The organism is Pseudomonadota bacterium, from assembly GCA_013285465.1.
GTDB lineage: Bacteria > Pseudomonadota > Alphaproteobacteria > Micavibrionales > CSBR16-224 > CSBR16-224.
In genome coordinates this window covers 353,272-372,659 of sequence record CP053449.1, presented here as the reverse complement: position 1 = coordinate 372,659, position 19,388 = coordinate 353,272, and the positions used below count along the sequence as shown (strand labels likewise).

Below are 19,388 nucleotides of genomic sequence, written 5' to 3'. Positions count from 1 at the left end.
CATGCTTGTAGAACAATCCGCCAATCATCTTCTGTTTATTGAACCTGCGGTGTTTTTTGCCAATCCGGAAACCAGCGCCACCAATCCTTATCAAAACACAGAAGAAAAAACAGATCCCGCCGCCCTGCTGGCAGCCGTACGGCTGGAAATCGACCGTTTTACCGCATTGCTGGAATCATTTGGCGTCAAAATCACCCGTGCGCCCGGCAGCCCGCAATGCCCCGATCATATTTTCCCCGGCAACTGGGTTTCCACCCATCCGAACCGCACCGCCGTCTATTACCCGATGATGGCAAAGAACCGCCGCGCTGAACGCACCCCTGAAATCTGCGCCATTCTTGAGAAACAATACAAAATTTTTCATGATTACGCGCCTTTTTCAGATGAAAGAAAATTTCTTGAAGGGACAGGCAGTTTCGTTCTGGATCGCATTAACCGCATTGCCTATCTGGCATTGTCGGAGCGCAGCCATAAAACCGTGGCGGAAAAATGGGCGACGGATTTAAATTACGAACTGGTTTGTTTTGACACGATAACGCCGCAAGGCATGCCGGTTTACCATACCGATCTTATGATGTTTATCGGACGCGATGTTGCGGGGGTCTGTTTTGACTGTATTCCTGATGAGGCGCAACGTAGACGCCTCCGCAAGCATCTGGCGGAGACCCATGATATTGTTTCATTCAGTATGGAACAGATGAACGAGATGTGCGGCAATGCGCTGGAAGTCCGCGGTGAGGCCGGCATTGCCTATCTGACCATGTCCTCCCGCGCCTATGCCGCGCTGACATCGGAACAGGAACGCATTTTACGGCGTTACTATGTCGACATCATTCACAGTCCGCTTGAGGTTGTGGAAAATTACGGCGGCGGATCAGCGCGCTGCCTGATTCTTGAATTATTCTAGAAAACAGATTACATGCCCGGACGACGCGGCTTATGCTGGCGCTTTTGCTGTGCGGGGGCGGGTGTTGACGTAAAATAAGCCGTCAATGAAGAACTGCGCTCCGTCTCCATATCCTGCCAGACATCATGCGCCTTGACAAAACCGTCGAGTTTTTCAACCTTGGTCAGGAAATCATCCGCGCATTCCAGTAGAATCACAGGGGCACCGGCCAGAGCCTCTTTAAAATCATGGAAATGGATTTCCGCGCCTTCAGCTTTTGCCAATGCGGCAATGTCACGGCCCAGCCTATCGCGATTTTCCACAACCTCGTGAACATTACCGGTGAGATCAGCTTCAATCACATGAACTTTAGTCTGGGACATCTTTTGCGATTCCTTTCCAAAATGAAGATATTCAAAATATAAAAAAACAGCCTATCATCACAACCCGCGCAAAGCAAGGGTCATCAAGGATTTGCAGGCGGTGTCGCCGGCGGTTTAACCGGTGGCGACACGGAAATGCGCTGCGGCTTTTCACCGCAATAGGGTGTTGCGGAAATTTTCTGCCAATTATCCTGCGGCTGCGCCAGACGGTCCAACACGATATTGGCCACTTCCGTACTGAAGGGCATAAACACATGCCCGCCGCCAATAGGGATATTTTCCGACAGCTTTGTATCAGGTTGCAGCGCCTCCTGCCACAGTACAAACATATCAATCGCCGATAACAGTGATGTTACCGGTACAGGCGGCGGTGTGCGCAAAGCCTCACGAAAGACGGCATCATCCTGCGGATTTTCGTCCCCGTGGAATAATGTATAAAGATTTTCCAAACGCCTCAGCGATTTTTCATCATCTGCCGCAGGGGAAATCGGCGCAGCCAGCGTAATCACTTTATCGACTTTTTCCGGATATTTGCGCGCCAGTTCCCGTGCATAGACACCGCCAAGGCTGTAACCGACCAGCGACACTTTCTTATTGCCGTTTTCGGCATAGGCTTTTTCCAACACCGCCTCCAGCGCCGCGACATCTTCGGCAGAGGCGCCGGTATTCATGCCGCCGCCCCATTCGTAAACATTGTAACCGTGGTCGCTGATTTTACCGGCCAGTGACGACATATAAGCATCTCCCGTCAAAAAACCGGGAATCACGATAACGGGATCATTATTGCCGCGCGGAATTGTCTGCCGCACCGCGCTTTTTGAAAAATTCTCCTGCAGCGCCGTAATGCAGGCGGCAGAGGGCGTTTCGGCAGAAACAGCAATTTCCTGCATATTTTCCTGCTGCCAGGCGGACAGGTATTTCACGCTGACAACCCCGCCAATCGCCGCAGCTGCGGTGATAAAGCTCACAGCAATGCGGGCTGTTTTACGCTTTTTTTCTGAGGCCATTTTTCATTTCTTCCTGTATGAGACATCATATTCACATAAGGAATTACCAAAGACAAGCATTTTTGTTTTGAGTTTCTGCGCCGTTTTCTCTATAAAAGATAGGCGGTTTTTTTAGGGTTAGAGACATATTTCATCTGCAAAAGGCATAAAAGCAGACATGGCAAAACCGCATAAAAATGCGAAAAAGACAGTAAAGTCAGGAACACCGCCCGCGAAACCCGTTGCGGCGAATGACGATTTGTGGAAAAATCTGCCGCTACAGAGCGTACCGCAAAAAAAGCCAAAAAAACCCGTAAAGCCGCCCCCCAAGCCGGAGCAAAAAGAGATTGTAAAACCCGCCCCGGAGCCGATTATCGAAGCTGTCGCGACGGAAAGCACAGACATTCCGCAAAAGAATGACGCGGCGAATGAGCCGCATTATAAACCTGAAACCCCTGCCGAGCGGCAACGGCGTAAAAAATCCCTGAAACGGCGGGTGCTGGAAACCAGTATTGATATCGCCGGATTTAACGGTGTACGCCGCGCATGGACAAAGCCGGAAGGCAGCCGTTTTAAAAATGTCAGCAAAAGTCTGGGCAGTAAAGCCGCCGACATGCTGGCCGGACGAATTGTTTCCATGACATTTCGCGTTGTTGCCATTACCTGGGTGCTGGGTATTATCGGCGGCGTGACGACTTACGGCATGCTGGGTTTACTGGCGGTTGCCACCGGGGCGGCGAATGTTGCCTATACATTTGCCAAAGATGTGATTGGTGAACGCATTAAAAACCGCAAGAAAAAACAAAAACTCAGCAAGATTTTCAACAAGGCGCGGATGCTGAAACTGGGCGGTGCGTTTGCCGCAGGATTTTTTGGCGGCGGCTTCGGTTTGTGGCTGGCCAAAACGGAAATTTTTCAAAATGCCTTCCATTTCCTGCAAGACCTGCTTGGCCCGGCCGGAAAATCCCTGCCCAATCCGGGAGATGCCTATCAAATTCCGCGCAACGATACGGCCAATATTGTGCCAAAGGAAATCACGGCTCCGGCGGCGATTGGCGGCAAGGATTTGCAGCGTGAATTCCTGCAATCCACACAATATTCCGAGCGCGTTATTGAAGATGCTGCCGCACAGGCACCAAAATTACCGCCGCCGCCCGACTCACATGTCATGCAGCTGCGTAACGGCCGGATTGATGATATGCCGGTGTCTCCGTTTCTAATGATGCTGAATATGCGCACTTAACGAAAGCATCGGCTACGATCGGATAACAATACTGCAAGCACTTGGTGTTTATCCATACCTGAGCGCAGTTCCGGGCAATAGAGAAGAGAAACCATTGCCTGATCATAAGCTGAAAAACCTTTCGGCAAAACATCTTCATCTGTTAATTCACTGCGAAAGGGATGAACCGTACGCTCATCTATACCGTAAAACGGTCCTCTTGCAAGAAAGGCTTTTTCATTACCGTCAAGAGCGGGTAACAATGAATCAGGGGTATGTGAGAGGTTCCACTCCCCAAGAGTATCTTTCGGTTTTTGTTTCGATAGTTCCGGCAACCCCAAAGAACGCAACAAACATTCGGTAATGAGTGCCTTCGCTAATTTCTCGCCAACGGCGGGGATAATCCGGCAAACAGACATCGAAAGCGTATTATTTTCCTGCGGCACCAGATAACCGTAAACCTGTGTGCGGCTAAGCGGTGTAAACTGAACCGCCCCCCAAAAATGGTACTCATGTTCATCAATGTGCCAGCTGTAACTCGCGCCGCCGCGCCCATACATATTCTCCCGGTGGAAGCGAAAATAATTGCGTAAATGTGTCCGTATGATCGGTATCACACGAATGCGGGCGAATTCTTCTGTTTTTTCCCGCGGATCATTCTTCGCAATGAACTCAACGTCAAGACCGGTTAACCGTTGAATATCAGGTATTATATCCTTGATCTGTTTTTCAAACATTTTATATGTGCCGGGAAATTTTTCTTCCACTGCTCGGCCATGTGAAAAAGCTCCCATCGGCCAGTCCAGACCAATGGTTATTTTTTGATCCCATTTTGTCAGCGCATAAGGTTTCGGCAGATTATCATTTCTGTATAAAAGCCGTAGCCATGGATAGCGTTTTTCAAGGATGGAGCTAAGCGGCTGCGTTTCCTTTGTGCGCAGAAACATTTCATAGTCTTGTCCCGTATCTTCGTTCCAAAGCTTTGATGAAAAAGCGACATTCAGAAAATCCGCTATCAAAACGGAACGCGGAAGATTTTCACCACCTATCGACAGGATGAAGTCTTTCTGTTTCTGTTTTAATGCAGCATCTTCGCGCTGCATTTTTCTCCACTCTTTGATGGCAACGGGATCGTTTTTTAAAATTTCTTCTTCGATAACGCGCTGCGGATCAAACTCTTTTTTGAACAAATCTTCCCTTTCCGACCACACGTAATGGAAGAAAGAGCCGAGTATCAGACAAATCAAAAGAATTGCAGTATATAAAATAACTCTCGCTGTCATGACGACTTAAACATCTTATATTTTAAAGCTGAATCCATGTCGTTTTCAGATCGCTGTATTTGTCCAGCGCATGCAGGGATTTATCCCGCCCGAAACCCGATTGTTTAAAGCCGCCGAAAGGCACGGACAAATCCCCCGCAGGGTCATAGCAATTCACCCAGACGGTTCCGGCATGCAGTGCCCGCGCCATGCGGTGCGCCTGCGAGATATCACGCGTCCAGACAGCCGCGGCAAGGCCGTAGATACTGTCATTGGCGATTTTCAGCGCCTCTTCCTCTGTCTTGAATGTCAAAACGGACAGAACCGGACCGAAAATTTCCTCCCGTGCAATCGTCATATCGGGCGTCACGCCGTCGAAAATCGTCGGTTCAACAAAAAAACCGGGCGCATCTGCAATGCGGCCGCCGCCGTAAACAGCCGCAGCCCCTTCTTTTTTCGCCGTTTCGATATAGGCCAGCACGCGCTGCATATGTGCCTCTTCAATCATCGGGCCGACAGTCGTATCAGGGTTCAGCGGATTGCCGGGGATGTGGTCTTCCGCCGCTGCCAGCAATTTTTCCATGAAAGCGTCTTTAATTTCCGCATCCAGCAACAGACGCGACCCTGCCGTGCAGACTTCGCCCTGATTAAAGAAAATCCCCCATGCCGCGCTGGCGGCCGCTTTATCCAGATCAGGGCAGTCGCGCATAATAATATGCGGCGATTTACCGCCGCATTCCAGCGAGACGCGTTTCAAATTCGACTGACCGGAATATTGCATGAACAGCTTGCCGACCTGCGTTGATCCGGTAAAGGCAATCATATCGACATCATTATGCAGGCCAAGCGCTTTGCCCGCCGTTTCACCGAAACCCGGTACAACATTGAAGACGCCGTCAGGGATGCCTGCCTCCCGCGATAATTCCGCCAGACGCAGAATTGACAAAGGTGACTGTTCGGCAGGTTTGACGACAATACTGTTGCCCGCCGCCAGCGCCGGTGCAATTTTCCAGCAGGCCATCAGCAACGGGAAATTCCACGGCACGACAATGCCGATCACACCCAGCGGCTCCCGTGTGACCAGTGCCAGCGCATCGGGTGCGGTCGGTGCAATTTCGTCATTCACCTTGTCAATTGCCGCGCCATACCATTCCAGCGTCTTTGCCGCCGCCTGCATATCAATCGCCAGCACATCGGAAATCGGTTTTCCGGCATCCAGTGATTCCAGCAGCGCCAGTTCCTCGTGATGTACGCGTACAAGCTCCGCCCATTTTGCCAAAATCGCACCGCGTTTGGCAGGATGCAAATCTTTCCACACGCCCTTTTCAAAACTGTGTCGTGCGGCCTTGACCGCGGCATCAATATCCGCAGAATCACCTTTAGCAATATCGGCCAGCACTTCGCCTGTTGCAGGATTAATGCTGGTGAACACATCTCCCGATGCAGAGGCGATAAACTGCCCGTTGATAAAAGCTTTGCCTTGGATTGACAGGCGCTTTGCCTTTTCACGCCAGTCTTCAAATGTTTTAACGGCCTGCATGAGGGGCTTCCTTAAAGTAATTAAACATTCAACATCAGATAACGGATTTCCCATGGCGATAATGCGTTGATATTCGCCATATATTCCTCGCGCTTCACATCCAGATAGGTCTGAACAAAAGCTTCGCCGAGATATTTGCGCAAAGGCTCGCAAGCTTCCATCTCGTCAAGGCTGGAGAAAAGATGCTGCGGCAATCTGTGGCGATCCGTTTTATAAGCGGGTTCATCCGTCGGATCATCAGGCACAAGTTTTTCAACCATGCCGATATACCCCGCCACCAGTGATGCCGCAAAGGCCAAATACGGATTCACATCCGCGCCGGCAATGCGGTTTTCAACACGCCGCGCGGATTTTCCGCCGCTGGGGACACGCAAGCCTGCCGAGCGGTTTTCCCGCCCCCAATGCGTATTCACAGGCGCATCGAAACGGTCACAAATTCTAAGATAGGAATTGGCGTAGGGTGCCAGCATCGGCATCACCGCAGGAATATATTCCTGCAAGCCCGCGATAAAGGACATGAATAGCGGCGTATCATTGCCCTTACTGTCGGCGAAAATGTTTTTGCCGCTCTTGGTATCGATAACGCTTTGGTGCATATGCATCGCGCTGCCATATTGATCGGGATAAGGTTTCGCCATAAAGCTTGCGAACATACCGTGCTGAATCGCCACACGCTTGACGATGCGTTTAAACATGAAGGCCTGATCTGCAATGCCGATCGGCTCGCCATGCGAGATATTCACCTCAAACTGCGCGGGGCCTGCCTCATGCGTCAGCGTATCGATCTGGATACCCATCACGCGGCAGTAACGGCTGATATCACTGAACAGCGCCTTAAACTCTTCCAGACCCGTGATCGACAATTCACCCGTATCCCATGCGATTTTACCGGAGATACCGCGCGGCGGCATCGGTTCGCGTTCAATCGTTTCCTGACGTGCCAGCAGAAAGAATTCAAATTCCGGCGCAACAATCGGCATCCAGCCTTTTTTCTCATAGAGGGAGACAACATGTTTCAGCACCTGCCGCGGCGCGATATTTGTCTGTTCTCCGCCTTCTTTCACCGGATCGCAAATCACACAAGCCGTCGGCGTTTCATGCCAAGGTACAATTCTCATGGTTTGCAGATCAGGCACCAGAAACAGATCGACTTCCTGTTCGGTGACAAACTGGTTATAGGTAAAGTCACAATTAATTCCCAGCCCGAACAGGGCCTCGGGTACGCGGTGGCCGTAACTGCGCAGCCCTTCAACAAATTTTGCGGTCGGCATGACTTTACCGCGGCTAATGCCGGCAAAGTCGCTGACCAGAATTTCAACATCTGCGATATTGTTTTTGGCCAGCCATTTTTTGATATGGTCGATTTTTTTACTGTCGTATTTCATAGAAACACCTATTCCATTTCTTATAAAGTGATGTTGTCTTTGCGTGTTAACAGCAGATTTGAAACGCTGCCGGAATAATAATTAAAGAATGCGCCCGATAAGACGCTACAGACCAAGTTTTTCACGCAGAGCGTAAAACCATGCGCCCAAAGCGGTTAGCGGCACGCGGAATCTCCGCCCGCCCGGCCAGGGGAAATGCCGGATAGAGGCAAAAACATCAAATCCTGCGGATTGTTCGGCAATCGCTTCGGCGACCAGCTTGCCCATCAGATGAGTCGGGGTCACGCCGTGACCGCTGAAACCGTGGACAAAATAAATATTATCCGTCAAACGCCCGACATGCGGCAGGCGGCGGAAGGTAAAAGACATCTGGCCGCTCCATGCAAAATCGATTTTCACATCTTTCAGCTGCGGAAAGACTTTCTTCATATTCGGCCCCAGCTTTGCCTTGATATCGGCAGGGGTCGCACCGCCATAGACAATGCCGCCGCCGAACAGCAAACGCTTATCACCTGTGATGCGGTAATAATCCAGAATATAATTGCAGTCTTCGATACAGTAATCCGCAGGCATCAACTGCCGGCAAAGATCATCGCCCAGAACTTCCGTCGTGATGATCTGGCTGGACACCGGCATGACCTTATTGGTGATTTCCGGCAGGGTCTTTTCTTCCATATAGCCGCCGCCGCAGACCACCACAAAATCCGCCGTAATTTTTCCGTTTTCCGTATGGACTTCCGGCTTGGCGGTTTTTTCGATTTTCGTCACTTTGCTGTTTTCAAAAATCGTTCCGCCCAGCGATTCAATCGCCGCCGCCTCGCCCAATGCCAGATTCAACGGGTGCATATGACCGCCCCAACGGTCAACCATGCCGCCGACATAAACATCCGACCCGACAACATCTTTACCAACCGCTTCTTTATCCATCAGTTCCAGCCCGGTATGGCCAAAGCGTTCCCAAAGCTGTTTTTCATGCTCCAGATCTTTCATTTGCGCCGCAGTATAGGCGGCAAAGAAGCTGCCTTCGGATTTCAAGTCACAGGCAATATCATAGGTTTTGACCTTGTCGCGGATCACATTGCCGCCGTCAAAGCTCATCGCAACAATCGCATTGGCCGTATCCTCGCCATAGGAGGATTTAATCTGATCAAAGCCGCGGCTGTAACCGTTTATCAGCTGTCCGCCATTGCGCCCCGATGCGCCGAAACCGACTTTGGCCGCTTCGACCACCATAACCTTATAGCCTTTTTCCGCCAGAAACAGTCCGGTGACAAGACCGGCATATCCCGCACCGACGATACAGACATCACAGCTGTGATCGCCTGCCAAGGACGGGCGTTCCGGCGCGGCATTCGCCGTCGCGGCATAATAAGAATCGGGATATGTTGTTTCTGCAGTCATGGTTCCGGTTTAAACCTTATATGTCCCTTAAATAGGTATTATATTCTACATCACTGATCATACTGTCGAATAGTGTTTTTTCCTGCGCCTTGCAGGCAGCATAAAGTTTGCGGTACTCCGCACCGAGGCAGTTACCGATAAATTCCGATCTTTGAAAACGCGCAATCGCTTTCCCCCATGTCAGCGGCAGCGTTTCCGCAGGGCTGGCATAGGCATTTCCCGCGACCGGCTCTCCCGGATCCGTTTCGCCGTCCAGGCCTGCCAGAATACCGCCCAGAATAACCGTCATCACCAGATAGGGATTGGCATCCGCGCCGGCAACGCGATGTTCAATACGGGTATTGTTAAGATCACTGTCCGGTACGCGTATGGCCGTGCTGCGGTTATCATAACCCCATGTGATTTTTGTCGGCGCATGCGATCCTTTGGCAAAGCGGCGGTATGAATTGACATTCGCCGCCAGCACCGCCGTACTGCCCGGCAAAGCCGCCAGCAAACCGCCGATTGCATGGCGCAAGGCGGGCGTTCCTTCCGTTGTTTTGCCGGCAAAAATATTCCTGCCCTTTTTATCCAGAACCGAGACATGTGCGTGCAGGCCGTTTCCTGATTCCTCCGCATAAGGTTTCGCCATAAAAGTTGCATCCAGCCCGTGACGGCGCGCAACCCCTTTTACAATACGTTTCAGCATGACGGCATGATCCGCCGCGTCCAATATGTCATCCGTATGGACAAGATTGACCTCGAACTGCCCCGGTCCGTTCTCCGATAGCGTCGTATCGGCAGGAACCGCCTGCAACTCACAAGCTTGACGAATACCCGCCAGCACATCTTCAAATTCACGCATTTCCCCCAGAGAGTAAGTCTGTACCGCATCCTGACGGCGTCCGGTACGCGGTGATATGGGCGGCGAGGGATAGCCCTGTCTGTTCTGATCGGGGCTGAACAGATAAAATTCCAGCTCCGTTGCCGTCACGGCTTTTAATCCGCGCTTTTTATAACGTGCCGCCATACGTTCCAGAATATGGCGGGGATCGCCAAAGAAAGGACTGCCCTCCGCTATTTGCATGGTCAACAGGACCTGTGCCGTCGGCGTTTCCAGCCACGGGACGCGTTTCAGACTGCCCGGCACGGCAAAACAGACGCCATCGGTATCGCCCGTTTCCGTGACCAATCCCGCCTCCAGCACGTCATTACCCCAAATATCAACCGCATAGACGGAGCGCGCCATCCGCAAACCGCTCTCAAAGAGTTTCTGCGCGCCCTTGACCGGCAGCCATTTGCCGCGTAGCACACCGTTTGCATCAACGATAAATGCCTCGACCGTTGTAATGTCGGGATTTTCCGCAAAAAAATTTGCGGCGTCTGTTTTTACGGCAGGTTTCTTTTGGGTCATACGGGTTTCAGGAAAAATCCTCAAAAAAAATACCCTCATAGCTTACAATAAATATCTATGACGGCACAATCGCGATAAGAACGGCGTTTCGTCTTTTTATTTTTTCGGTTACACTCTTTTAGAACGATGGAGGACGTAAAGATATGGAATGGACTCTGCTGGCGGTTGCTTTTATCGCTGTCATTTGGCTAAAGATCAATTACCGCAAAACGGACGGCCCGCATTCATGGCCCGTTACCTCCTGCCTTGCGGGACTATATCTGGTGATGCTGTTTTTTCCTATTCATTTGACCAGTAACTCCCCGGTCATTTTCTGGGTGCGTTCCGGTCTGGCTGCCCTGCTGTGCTGGGAACTGATTGCCGGACATTTCAATAATTTCGTGATGAGCCGCTATGCCTACACACTCCCAAGAGAACGGCACAGCAAGGATGACGGCATTATCTGGATGGCGCGTTTTTTGATGCCTTTTTACGCCATTTCTTTGTGGAGTATTCTTTCCCTGCCGACATTTTTTCAGTTGAACCGCACCAGCCAGTTCTTCTTTTTCGGCTTTGTGCCGGTCGGCGCCGCGGGTTTCCTGTTCGGATTAGCGCTGCATGCCCTGCGCAAACGCCGCATGGCACAACCGGAAAAGAAAGAGCCGGAAAAGAAAGACGCCTAAGCAACGGACAGCCGCCGGGTTATTCGCCGACGGCCTCTTTTTTATCCGCCAGATCTTCCGCGCGCTTTGCCACCTGACCGTCATAATCGACCAGCGATTTAAAATCTTCACGTTTCTGCAATTTTCCGTCCGCAACCAGATTTTTCTGCGAGCCTGTTCTGTGGATTTCCTGATAAGCCTCCGCGGCTGTCTGGCGCTGTGCACGATAGACAGGCAGCGGGTTCAGGACAAGATCAATCGCACCGTCGGATTCTTTGTTCAGTTCATCCGGTGACAATAAATCAACCTTACCGAATTCCGTCATATTGGCCAGAACGGGCAAGCCGCCCGCCGCTTCCTTAACCAGCCGGTAAGTGGCGTAATCAGGAAAGGCTTCGGCAAAAATCATATCGGCCCCCGCCGCCGCATAGGCTGTAATCCGCGCCAATGTCAGTTGCAGCGCCTCGGCCTGAATGACCGGATCAGATTTCGGTTTACCGCTTTTGGCGGAGAGTTTATCCGCCTCTGCTGCCAGCGCATCCGTGCGCGCCATAACAACAAATTGCGGGTCCTGTTTGGCGGCAACAGCCTTTTTCAGACGTGTGACCATCTCCTCTGTCGTCACGACATGTTTACCGTCCAGATGTCCGCACATTTTCAAATCCTGCTGGTCTTCCATATGCACGGCGGCGGCACCCGCCGCTTCCAAAGCGCGGATTGTTTCCGCCGCATCTTCAAAACCCGTATCAACATCGACCAGAACGGGCAGCTGTGTGCCGCTGTCCAGAACACGCACCACCGCCTCGACCATATGCCGCAGCTCCAGACGCCCGATATCAGCCCAGCCGCGCGATGCCGCAACCTGACTGCCGGAAATATAAAGCGCGCGAAACCCTGCTTTTTCCGCCTCCAGCGCATCGCTGCCATCAGCAACGCCAACCATATGCAGCGGATGTTCCTTGGCAATCGCCTCGCGCAGTTTTAAACCTGCTGTTTTTTTCATTTTCTTTTCCTTCTCCGCTTGTTAAAAACCACCGTTAAAAACCGACAGTGCCGCGCCGCAGCCACATGGCTCCGAGCGTTGCCAGAATAACCACCAAAACCAGCACACCCGACACAACCGTATCGATCAATGTTGCCCGCATAATATCACGTGACATACGGAATTTGCCTTTATCATCCAGCTCCAGAAAAAACTGGCTGCGCAGACGCATCAAATCCACGACCATAAAGAACATAAAGGCAATCGCCGCCGCCAACACAATGGCGAAACAATCTCCCGCAAAATAGGGCGGACGGTAGACTGACAACATCAAAATCCCCAGCATGCCGACCAGAAACAGCACCAGTACCTCGCCGAAATTCGCGCCCTGCATCCGCGACAAAACCAGCGCATCCAGTTTTTCCGTCACATCGCGGAAACATTTATGCCCGCCATTGCGCAAATCCTGATAATAGGCATCGATTTTTTCCACATCACTGGTTTTGACGATTCCCGTCAATTTATCGATCAGCGTTTTTTTCTGTTTTATCTGACGCGGCCCGTCGGTTTCAACATGGCGGATCATCTCGACAACCAGATCCTCTTCGAAACGGTCACGGCGAATCAGCCTGTCCATCAAAAACGCAATCAGAATGGAATAAAAGAACAGCGGCACCGATGCGGCCTGATAATAATCGTCAACATCCAGCCCTTCAAAAAAGTAGCAATAGATGCTGACCAGCAGCAAAGTGATGATTGTCGCCGGATAGGAAAGACGGTCATCGGGTTTAGAGGTAATCAGAAGATTGGCCACGGTAATCATTGACGCACCAAGGATAATCTCTCCGGTAATCGCCGACATATCAAACAGCCACAGCCAGAACAATGTCAAAATCGGCAGAATGAACCAAAGCACGGAAATATTCTGCATCTTGGCGCGGGCAAGGCCGAGCGTAAAACTGAGCCGCCCCATCACCACAATCACGAGACTGAAGAACAAAAGCGCTGAAACGCCTTCCAGCGTATAAGTACCGGGCGGAACCGCCAAAAATTCACGTCCGGCAAAGACGGCGAGCGCCGCGAAGATAACGCAGAAAAAACCGTAATTAATATCAACGACAAAAATAGATAAAAACGGCCTGTCTTCCAGCTGCATTTTACGGATCAGCCCGTCCTTGATAACACCGGAAAGCGCATTGGAAAAACCCGCGGCAAAGGGCAGCAGTAAAATTCCCCAACGCTTCCACGGATCCGGTTCGGCAGTGAAAAACTGTGCGCGAGTCTCCGGATAAAGCAGCATCATCACGCCTGCGAAAGCAAAAAGTGACAGGAAAATTTCTTTTAATCCGATCTTGCTCCAATCTTTGGTCACAAGGGCGGGCGATATAAATAACGCCATAATCGGCCAGAAATCATAAACGCTGATGGCCCCTGCCACGGACAGATGCAGAAAAGAGGTGAATAAACAACCCATCGCCAGAACGCGCAAAAAACCGGAGGCGGAGAAAATCATCATTTCGCGCGCATTTAAATCGCGCAGGCGTTTATATTTTACCTTGTCGCGCCGCGTCAAAAATTTCAGCAAACAAAAAGAGACCGTAAAGCCGATCAGCTCCGTCCAAAAAATGAATTCCCACAGATTGATCTGCTGAATGCAGAATGTGATGACAGGTGTCCATAAAGAAAACAGAAATATAGCGATAAGCATAAACATGACGGCCATGGCAATCCCCCCGAATTGACGTCCAATGCCCATGCTACGTTACTTGAACGGGCAAGTCCATACGGGGCTTAAAGGGGAATGCTTACTCCTTGGTTATTATAACGATTTCGGCTTGCGCTTAAAAAACGGCCTGTTCGGCGGATCCCGAAGAGTCAATACCGCATTCACGGCTTTACTCACGGGTTTTGTCAATGCGCGCCCGGCAGCTTTAATATCGGCGATGGTGATACCGCAGCCTTCCGCCTTATCACCGTATTTTTCCCGGTACACCGCGCCCGTATCCAGATTAAAGCAATTACCAAGCCTTAACGCAGCGCCTTCATTCACGGTATGGCCTGAAAAAATACGGCCAATCCCTGCAATTTCACTGTTGTCACCTTCTTCGGCGCGGCGGCGGCCCCATAATGCGGTTTCCACCGTATCCGGATCTCCCGCTTTCAGCTGTTTCAGGAATGTTTTCCAATCCATATTTTCCGGTACTTCGGCATGAACAAAGCCGACCGTGCCGCGGTCGGTTTCAACCTCCATCGCCAAAGGCAGTTTTTCAAAAGCGGCTTTCAGTTTTTTGCGAAAGGCGGGGCTTTCTTTTTTCAGCCAGCCCGCACCGTTGCGGCGGGCATTGAATTCCGCCTTGACGGAATTCATGCGCCCGTCCTTGTAGCACATATCCATGAAAATATCTTCGTGATTGCCGCGCAGCGCATAAAACCACGGCTGCTCCAGATATTCCAGACAACGGCGGGAATCCCTGCCGCGATCAATCAGATCGCCGACGGAAATCAGCCTGTCTTTTGCGGGATCGAATTTGACCTCTTCCAGCGCTTGATCCAGCAGATCATAAGCGCCGTGAATATCGCCGACGACAAAATCGCGGCCTTCGGTATTTTTCGGCAATTTCAGAACAGCGGGCATTCCGATCGCCCCTTTTTTCAAAACCTGCGGCTATTAATAATCATACCAATAGCTGCTGCGTTTCTGATATCCGGTCACCACGCGGTCACCGGTAATCGTGCGCGCCGTTGTAAAGGTGTAATAGCTGCCCGGTTTCACATCTTCCCACAGCTCTTCCATTTCACCTTTGGAAAGGCCACCCAGCGTCGGGCGCACTTCATAACGGTTGCCGTCACCCAGTTCCAGAATATGGCGGGTGTTTTCGTTGAAATCACGGCTTAACTGGCGCGATTCCTCAACCACTTCCGGCGCCTGTCCGACAACTTTGCCATCCTGCAACTGGTCGCGCATTTCCTCCAGACGGAACAGCTCTTTTGTCACAACGGACTGGGTCTCGGTAATCACCTGTTTATCGGCAACGCGGGTATAGCTTAGCTCCTGCTCGGTCATATTTTGCACGCCGATCGGCAGCGCAACCGCCGCGAAAACGGCAGCAAGGCCGAGTTTGGTGACTTTCTGACGGCGCGTTTTGAAGCTGAACAGGCTTTTCGTGCCTTTTACGACATTGTCTTTAAAGTCAGCGATTTTATCTTCAAGATCGCGGTTATCTTTTTTTCTGTCTGCCATATCTTTCTATCCTTCCTCAAAAACGGGATCTAATTACTGCTGCGGACGCGGGCCGGTCGTGCCGGTACGCTGTGCGGGCTGGTCATTATTTTGTCCGCTGCCATTTTGCAATTGTTCCAGCTGTTTTTGCAGTTTCAGAATTTCCAATTGACGTTCAATATCTTCCAGACTGGGTTGTGCGGATGTACCGCCTGTTGTCGGCGTCGTCACCGCAGGTGTCGTTTTTGCGGCATCACGCTGCTGTCCGGCACCGTTATTGAATTCAGCCTGCAGCTCAATCCCCTGCTCGCGTGCCTCGCGGATTTCGCGCCAGTTATTCGGCAGGCGCTCGACGGACATAATATTCGGCGGGCCCATAAAGTCCCAGCCCTTCACAACCGCTTCATACCATGCGCCCGGTTTCAGATTGGCATCAATGGTTTCAACTTCATTACGATTCTTCAAATCGATGCGGGAGGGGTCATTGGCAAAAATACCCTGCGGCGTTCTGATAATGCGTCCCAGCACTTCCTGATCACAGGCTGAACGGTTGACGGAGACTTCCGGTTCTTTCCATGAAAAATGCTTTTCGACTTTCACTTCGTCACAGGTTTCACGGACAATCGTGCGCTTACTGTCCAGCGCTTCGACCTGAAACTGTACCGTCCGCTCCGTTTCATCATAAAGATATTTACCGCCGACCGCACCGCCGATTGCACCCGCGCCAACCGCCAGTGTCACGCCGCCGATAATGGCCTTGCGCTTCATTGCTTTGAAGTTAAAGCGCTCTGACAGACGCAGATTGGGTTTCATGCGTTTCAAGAAAGACTTTTTCGGCGTTTTCGGAGCTGCCGGTGCTTCCGGCTTGCTATCAGGCTGTTTTTTATTATCGTCGGCCATATCTCGTCACCTCGTCTTAAAAATCAAACAAAAATATACGGCACCCGTTTTACCGGATTCCATTCCTTACACACCGCCGTCAGACGCGCCTGCGTCTTTATATTCGCTTAATGCCTTGTTCCTGAGGCAAATCATATTTACAAAAATCCTTGTCACGTACAAGGGAAAAAACAAAAAATAACGGCTATGCGGCTGATTATTTGACTTTTCTTGCACATATGGTAAAAAAGCCGAAAGAAAAGGAACAAATCATGTTCATCGACAGCCACTGCCATCTGGATTTCCCTGATTTTGAAGAAGACGGCCTTGAAAGCGTCGTCGCCCGCGCAAGCGATGCAGGGGTCGGGCAAATGGTCACGATCTGTACGCATATTACAAAATTTCCGCAAATCCGCGATATTGCCGCACGTTTCGACAATATTTTCTGTACCGTCGGCACACATCCGCATAATGCCGGCGAAGAAGCGGAAGAGGCATATGATTGTGACGCCATTATTGCCTTGGCCGACAGCCACGAAAAAGTCGTCGGTATCGGTGAAACAGGGCTGGATTATTATTACGATAACGCCCCGCGTGAGCGGCAGCTGGACAGTTTCCGCCACCATTTAAAAGCCTGCGCCGCAACCGGTCTGCCCGTCATTGTCCATACCCGCGATGCCGATGATGATACGGCCGCCATTCTGAAGGAAGAATATGCGGGCGGAAAACTGACAGGGGTCATGCATTGTTTCAGCTCCGGCGCGGAACTGGCAAAGAAGGCGCTTGATCTGGGTTTTTACATTTCTCTGTCAGGCATCATCACCTTTAAAAAAGCCGATGATTTGCGCGAAATTGTCAAAACCGTGCCGCTGGACCGTATTCTGATCGAGACCGATTCTCCCTATCTTGCGCCCGTGCCGATGCGCGGAAGAAGAAACGAACCCGCCTTTGTTGCCCATACGGCAGCCAAACTGGCGGAAATAAAAGACGTTTCCACCGAGGAAATCGGAGAAATCACGACGGAAAATTTTTACCGCCTTTTCAAAAAGGTGAAAAGATTATAGAGTGTGCGCCCGTCCTCAATGAAAGCACGGCGGCAGAAAAAGGAAGCAATAAAAATGAAGGTTACGGTACTCGGCAGCGGTTCTTCAGTCGGCACACCGGCTGCCGGCGGTTTTTGGGGGACCTGTGATCCCGATAATCCGAAGAATGCACGCAGCCGCGCATCCCTGCTTGTACAGGATGACGGCACCGATATTCTGATCGATGCCACTTATGATTTGCGTATGCAGCTGAATGCCGCTAAACAGAACCGGATTGATGCCGTCTTGCTGAGCCATGCCCATTCCGACCATATTTGCGGCATTGATGATTTGCGCGTCATCAGCTATCACCGCGGCGAACCGATTCCGCTTTATACCAATCAGGCCACGATGGATGATTTCGGCGGTCATTTCGCCTATGCTTTCCGCGGCGGTTACGGCGGTGTTTACCGTCCGTTTCTGGCGGCTAATGTTATTCCCGAAACAACGGAACTGAAAATCGAAGGCACAAAAATCAATGTTTTCCCGCAGGATCACGGCAGCTGTACCTCACTGGGTTTCCGTTTCGGTGATTTCGCCTATTCCGTCGATGTGCAGGATTTCACGGAAGCCTCACTCAAGGCGCTGGAAGGCATTGATACATGGATTGTGGATTGCGCAGGCTATCACCGTGAAGAATCCGCCACGCATGCCACTTTGAAACAGGTGAAAGAATGGGTCGAACGGTTAAAGCCGCGCATGACCTATCTGACGGTACTGACCAATTTTATGGATTACGATACGCTCTGCGCCGAATTGCCCGAGAATATCCGCCCCGCCTATGACGGTATGGTGCTGGAATTCGACTAAACGGTCTTTTCCTTATATTCACACAGATCATTGACGATGCAGTTGACGCAATCAGGCTTGCGCGCTTTGCAGACATAACGGCCGTGCAGAATCAGCCAATGATGTGCATGCTGCAAATATTTTTTCGGCACGACTTTTAAAAGCTTCTGCTCCACCGCTTCCGGCGTTTTCCCCGGGGCAAGCCCTGTACGGTTGCCCAGACGAAACAGATGCGTATCCACGGCAATGGTCGGATGACCGAAAGCAATATTCAGCACAACATTCGCGGTTTTACGGCCAACGCCGGGCAGCTTCACCAGCGCGTCACGATCTTCGGGCACTTTACTGCCATGCTCCTTAATTAGAATTTCCGACAGCGCGATGACGTTTTTTGCCTTGGCATTATAAAGGCCGATGGTTTTGACATGGTCAATCAGCTTGTCCAGCCCCAGCTTGACCATATCCTCAGGCGTTTTCACGATTTTGAACAGTTTTTCTGTTGCCCTGTTCACGCCCGTATCCGTCGCCTGCGCCGACAGCACCACCGCCACCAGCAATGTGTAGGGATTGGTGTAATTCAGCTCCCCTTTTGGTTCAGGGTTTTGCTGTTGCAAGCGGGCGAAAAATTCATCTATTTTCTTTGCATTCATCATGGTTTCCTTGCTATATAAACCGCATGACAGCAAATATCACATATCTGGATAAGAGAAAACAACCCCATAGCGTTGCGTGGGGCTGTATGGCGATCACTCAAAAAGACGGTATCGGCTATGAAGGCCCGGTTCTGTTTGCTTTTGACGGTGCAGAACTCTGCTTCCTCGGATTGACGGATCAGCAAGCCGATCTGCAAAAACATTTCCCCCAATCCGCTTTAGCGCCCGCCACGAATGTACAGCTAAAAGCCGCAAAAAACTGGCTGCTGACAGGCGAAGATGCGCCTGCGATGACACTTTACGGCACGGCATTCCAGCAAAAAGTCTGGAAAGAACTGCTGAAAATCCCCTGCGGTAAAACCGTCACCTATCAATATGTCGCAGAAAAAATCGGAAAACCGAAAGCCGTCCGCGCCGTTGGCAGTGCCGTTGGCAAAAACCCGCTCTCCGTCTTCGTCCCCTGTCACCGCGTTGTCCATACAAGTGGCGGCAAAGTCAATTACGGCTGGGGCGCAGAGATCAAACTGCAATTACTGACTTTCGAAAGTCTGCTTTAATGCACGATAATATATTCGTCGTTCCAAGCTTGTTTTGGAATCCACTTCCCTGCCTGAAAGATATGCGCCTATGGAAGCGTGGATCCTGAAACAATTTCAGGATGACTTTTTTGTCAAAGATTAATTG

At 51.0% G+C, this 19,388-nt stretch carries 19 protein-coding genes; 6 read left to right on the top strand and 13 right to left on the bottom strand.

The window, feature by feature from the left end:
- Position 1: 1 nt before the first annotated feature.
- A complete protein-coding gene (locus HND56_01865; GenBank protein QKK04507.1) occupies positions 2-907 on the top strand; it encodes a hypothetical protein in 906 nt (301 codons plus the stop codon).
- 8 nt (positions 908-915) lie between these two features.
- On the opposite strand, the gene HND56_01860 is transcribed toward HND56_01865, so the two are convergent.
- Together HND56_01860 and HND56_01855 are read right to left on the bottom strand one after the other, a co-directional pair.
- Positions 916-1,269 (bottom strand): hypothetical protein, encoded by a 354-nt coding sequence (locus tag HND56_01860; protein ID QKK04506.1) that lies wholly within the window; start codon positions 1,267-1,269, stop codon positions 916-918.
- A gap of 83 nt (positions 1,270-1,352) precedes the next feature.
- A complete protein-coding gene (locus HND56_01855) occupies positions 1,353-2,276 on the bottom strand; it encodes an alpha/beta fold hydrolase (GenBank protein QKK04505.1) in 924 nt (307 codons plus the stop codon).
- Positions 2,277-2,433: 157 nt separating this feature from the next.
- Here HND56_01855 and HND56_01850 point away from each other — a divergent pair, with 157 nt between their 5' ends.
- A complete protein-coding gene (locus HND56_01850; GenBank protein QKK04504.1) occupies positions 2,434-3,498 on the top strand; it encodes a hypothetical protein in 1,065 nt (354 codons plus the stop codon).
- Here the strand turns inward: HND56_01850 and HND56_01845 are convergent.
- From HND56_01845 to HND56_01825, 5 genes are all read right to left on the bottom strand, one after another.
- On the bottom strand, positions 3,495-4,760 hold the full coding sequence (locus HND56_01845) for a hypothetical protein (GenBank protein ID QKK04503.1): 1,266 nt from the start codon (positions 4,758-4,760) through the stop codon (positions 3,495-3,497). The genes HND56_01850 and HND56_01845 overlap by 4 nt on opposite strands.
- Positions 4,761-4,782: 22 nt before the next feature.
- Positions 4,783-6,279: an aldehyde dehydrogenase gene (locus HND56_01840; GenBank protein QKK04502.1), complete on the bottom strand. Its 1,497-nt coding sequence runs from the start codon at positions 6,277-6,279 to the stop codon at positions 4,783-4,785.
- A 20-nt stretch (positions 6,280-6,299) separates the two neighbouring features.
- Positions 6,300-7,664 carry a glutamine synthetase gene (locus HND56_01835; protein QKK04501.1) on the bottom strand — a complete coding sequence of 455 codons (1,365 nt, stop codon included), beginning with the start codon at positions 7,662-7,664 and terminating at the stop codon, positions 6,300-6,302.
- A gap of 105 nt (positions 7,665-7,769) precedes the next feature.
- Positions 7,770-9,065, bottom strand: coding sequence for an FAD-binding oxidoreductase (locus HND56_01830; protein ID QKK04500.1), 1,296 nt, complete (start codon positions 9,063-9,065; stop codon positions 7,770-7,772).
- Positions 9,066-9,081: 16 nt separating this feature from the next.
- A complete protein-coding gene (locus HND56_01825) occupies positions 9,082-10,458 on the bottom strand; it encodes a glutamine synthetase (protein ID QKK04499.1) in 1,377 nt (458 codons plus the stop codon).
- A 143-nt stretch (positions 10,459-10,601) separates the two neighbouring features.
- Here HND56_01825 and HND56_01820 point away from each other — a divergent pair, with 143 nt between their 5' ends.
- Positions 10,602-11,120 (top strand): hypothetical protein, encoded by a 519-nt coding sequence (locus tag HND56_01820; protein QKK04498.1) that lies wholly within the window; start codon positions 10,602-10,604, stop codon positions 11,118-11,120.
- A 19-nt stretch (positions 11,121-11,139) separates the two neighbouring features.
- Here HND56_01820 and prpB read toward each other — a convergent pair whose 3' ends face one another.
- From prpB to HND56_01795, 5 genes are all read right to left on the bottom strand, one after another.
- On the bottom strand, positions 11,140-12,102 hold the full coding sequence (gene prpB / locus HND56_01815) for a methylisocitrate lyase (GenBank protein ID QKK04497.1): 963 nt from the start codon (positions 12,100-12,102) through the stop codon (positions 11,140-11,142).
- A 34-nt stretch (positions 12,103-12,136) separates the two neighbouring features.
- Complete coding sequence (locus HND56_01810; GenBank protein ID QKK04496.1) at positions 12,137-13,837, bottom strand: DMT family transporter; 1,701 nt, start codon at positions 13,835-13,837, stop codon at positions 12,137-12,139.
- Between the two features lie 63 nt (positions 13,838-13,900).
- Positions 13,901-14,716 (bottom strand): metallophosphoesterase, encoded by an 816-nt coding sequence (locus tag HND56_01805; GenBank protein ID QKK04495.1) that lies wholly within the window; start codon positions 14,714-14,716, stop codon positions 13,901-13,903.
- 33 nt (positions 14,717-14,749) lie between these two features.
- Entirely contained in the window at positions 14,750-15,322 is a 573-nt protein-coding gene (locus tag HND56_01800; GenBank protein ID QKK04494.1) for a hypothetical protein, read from the bottom strand.
- Positions 15,323-15,355: 33 nt separating this feature from the next.
- Entirely contained in the window at positions 15,356-16,201 is an 846-nt protein-coding gene (locus HND56_01795) for a hypothetical protein (GenBank protein ID QKK04493.1), read from the bottom strand.
- A gap of 251 nt (positions 16,202-16,452) precedes the next feature.
- Here HND56_01795 and HND56_01790 point away from each other — a divergent pair, with 251 nt between their 5' ends.
- Positions 16,453-17,244 carry a TatD family hydrolase gene (locus tag HND56_01790; protein QKK04492.1) on the top strand — a complete coding sequence of 264 codons (792 nt, stop codon included), beginning with the start codon at positions 16,453-16,455 and terminating at the stop codon, positions 17,242-17,244.
- 54 nt (positions 17,245-17,298) lie between these two features.
- Entirely contained in the window at positions 17,299-18,072 is a 774-nt protein-coding gene (locus tag HND56_01785; protein ID QKK04491.1) for an MBL fold metallo-hydrolase, read from the top strand.
- Here the strand turns inward: HND56_01785 and nth are convergent.
- Positions 18,069-18,701: an endonuclease III gene (nth, locus tag HND56_01780; GenBank protein QKK06522.1), complete on the bottom strand. Its 633-nt coding sequence runs from the start codon at positions 18,699-18,701 to the stop codon at positions 18,069-18,071. The genes HND56_01785 and nth overlap by 4 nt on opposite strands.
- Positions 18,702-18,790: 89 nt before the next feature.
- On the opposite strand from nth, the gene HND56_01775 reads away from it, so the two are divergent.
- The gene (locus HND56_01775; protein ID QKK04490.1) at positions 18,791-19,261 is read left to right on the top strand and encodes a methylated-DNA--[protein]-cysteine S-methyltransferase; all 471 of its coding nucleotides are present in this window, start codon (positions 18,791-18,793) and stop codon (positions 19,259-19,261) included.
- Positions 19,262-19,388 lie beyond the last annotated feature (127 nt).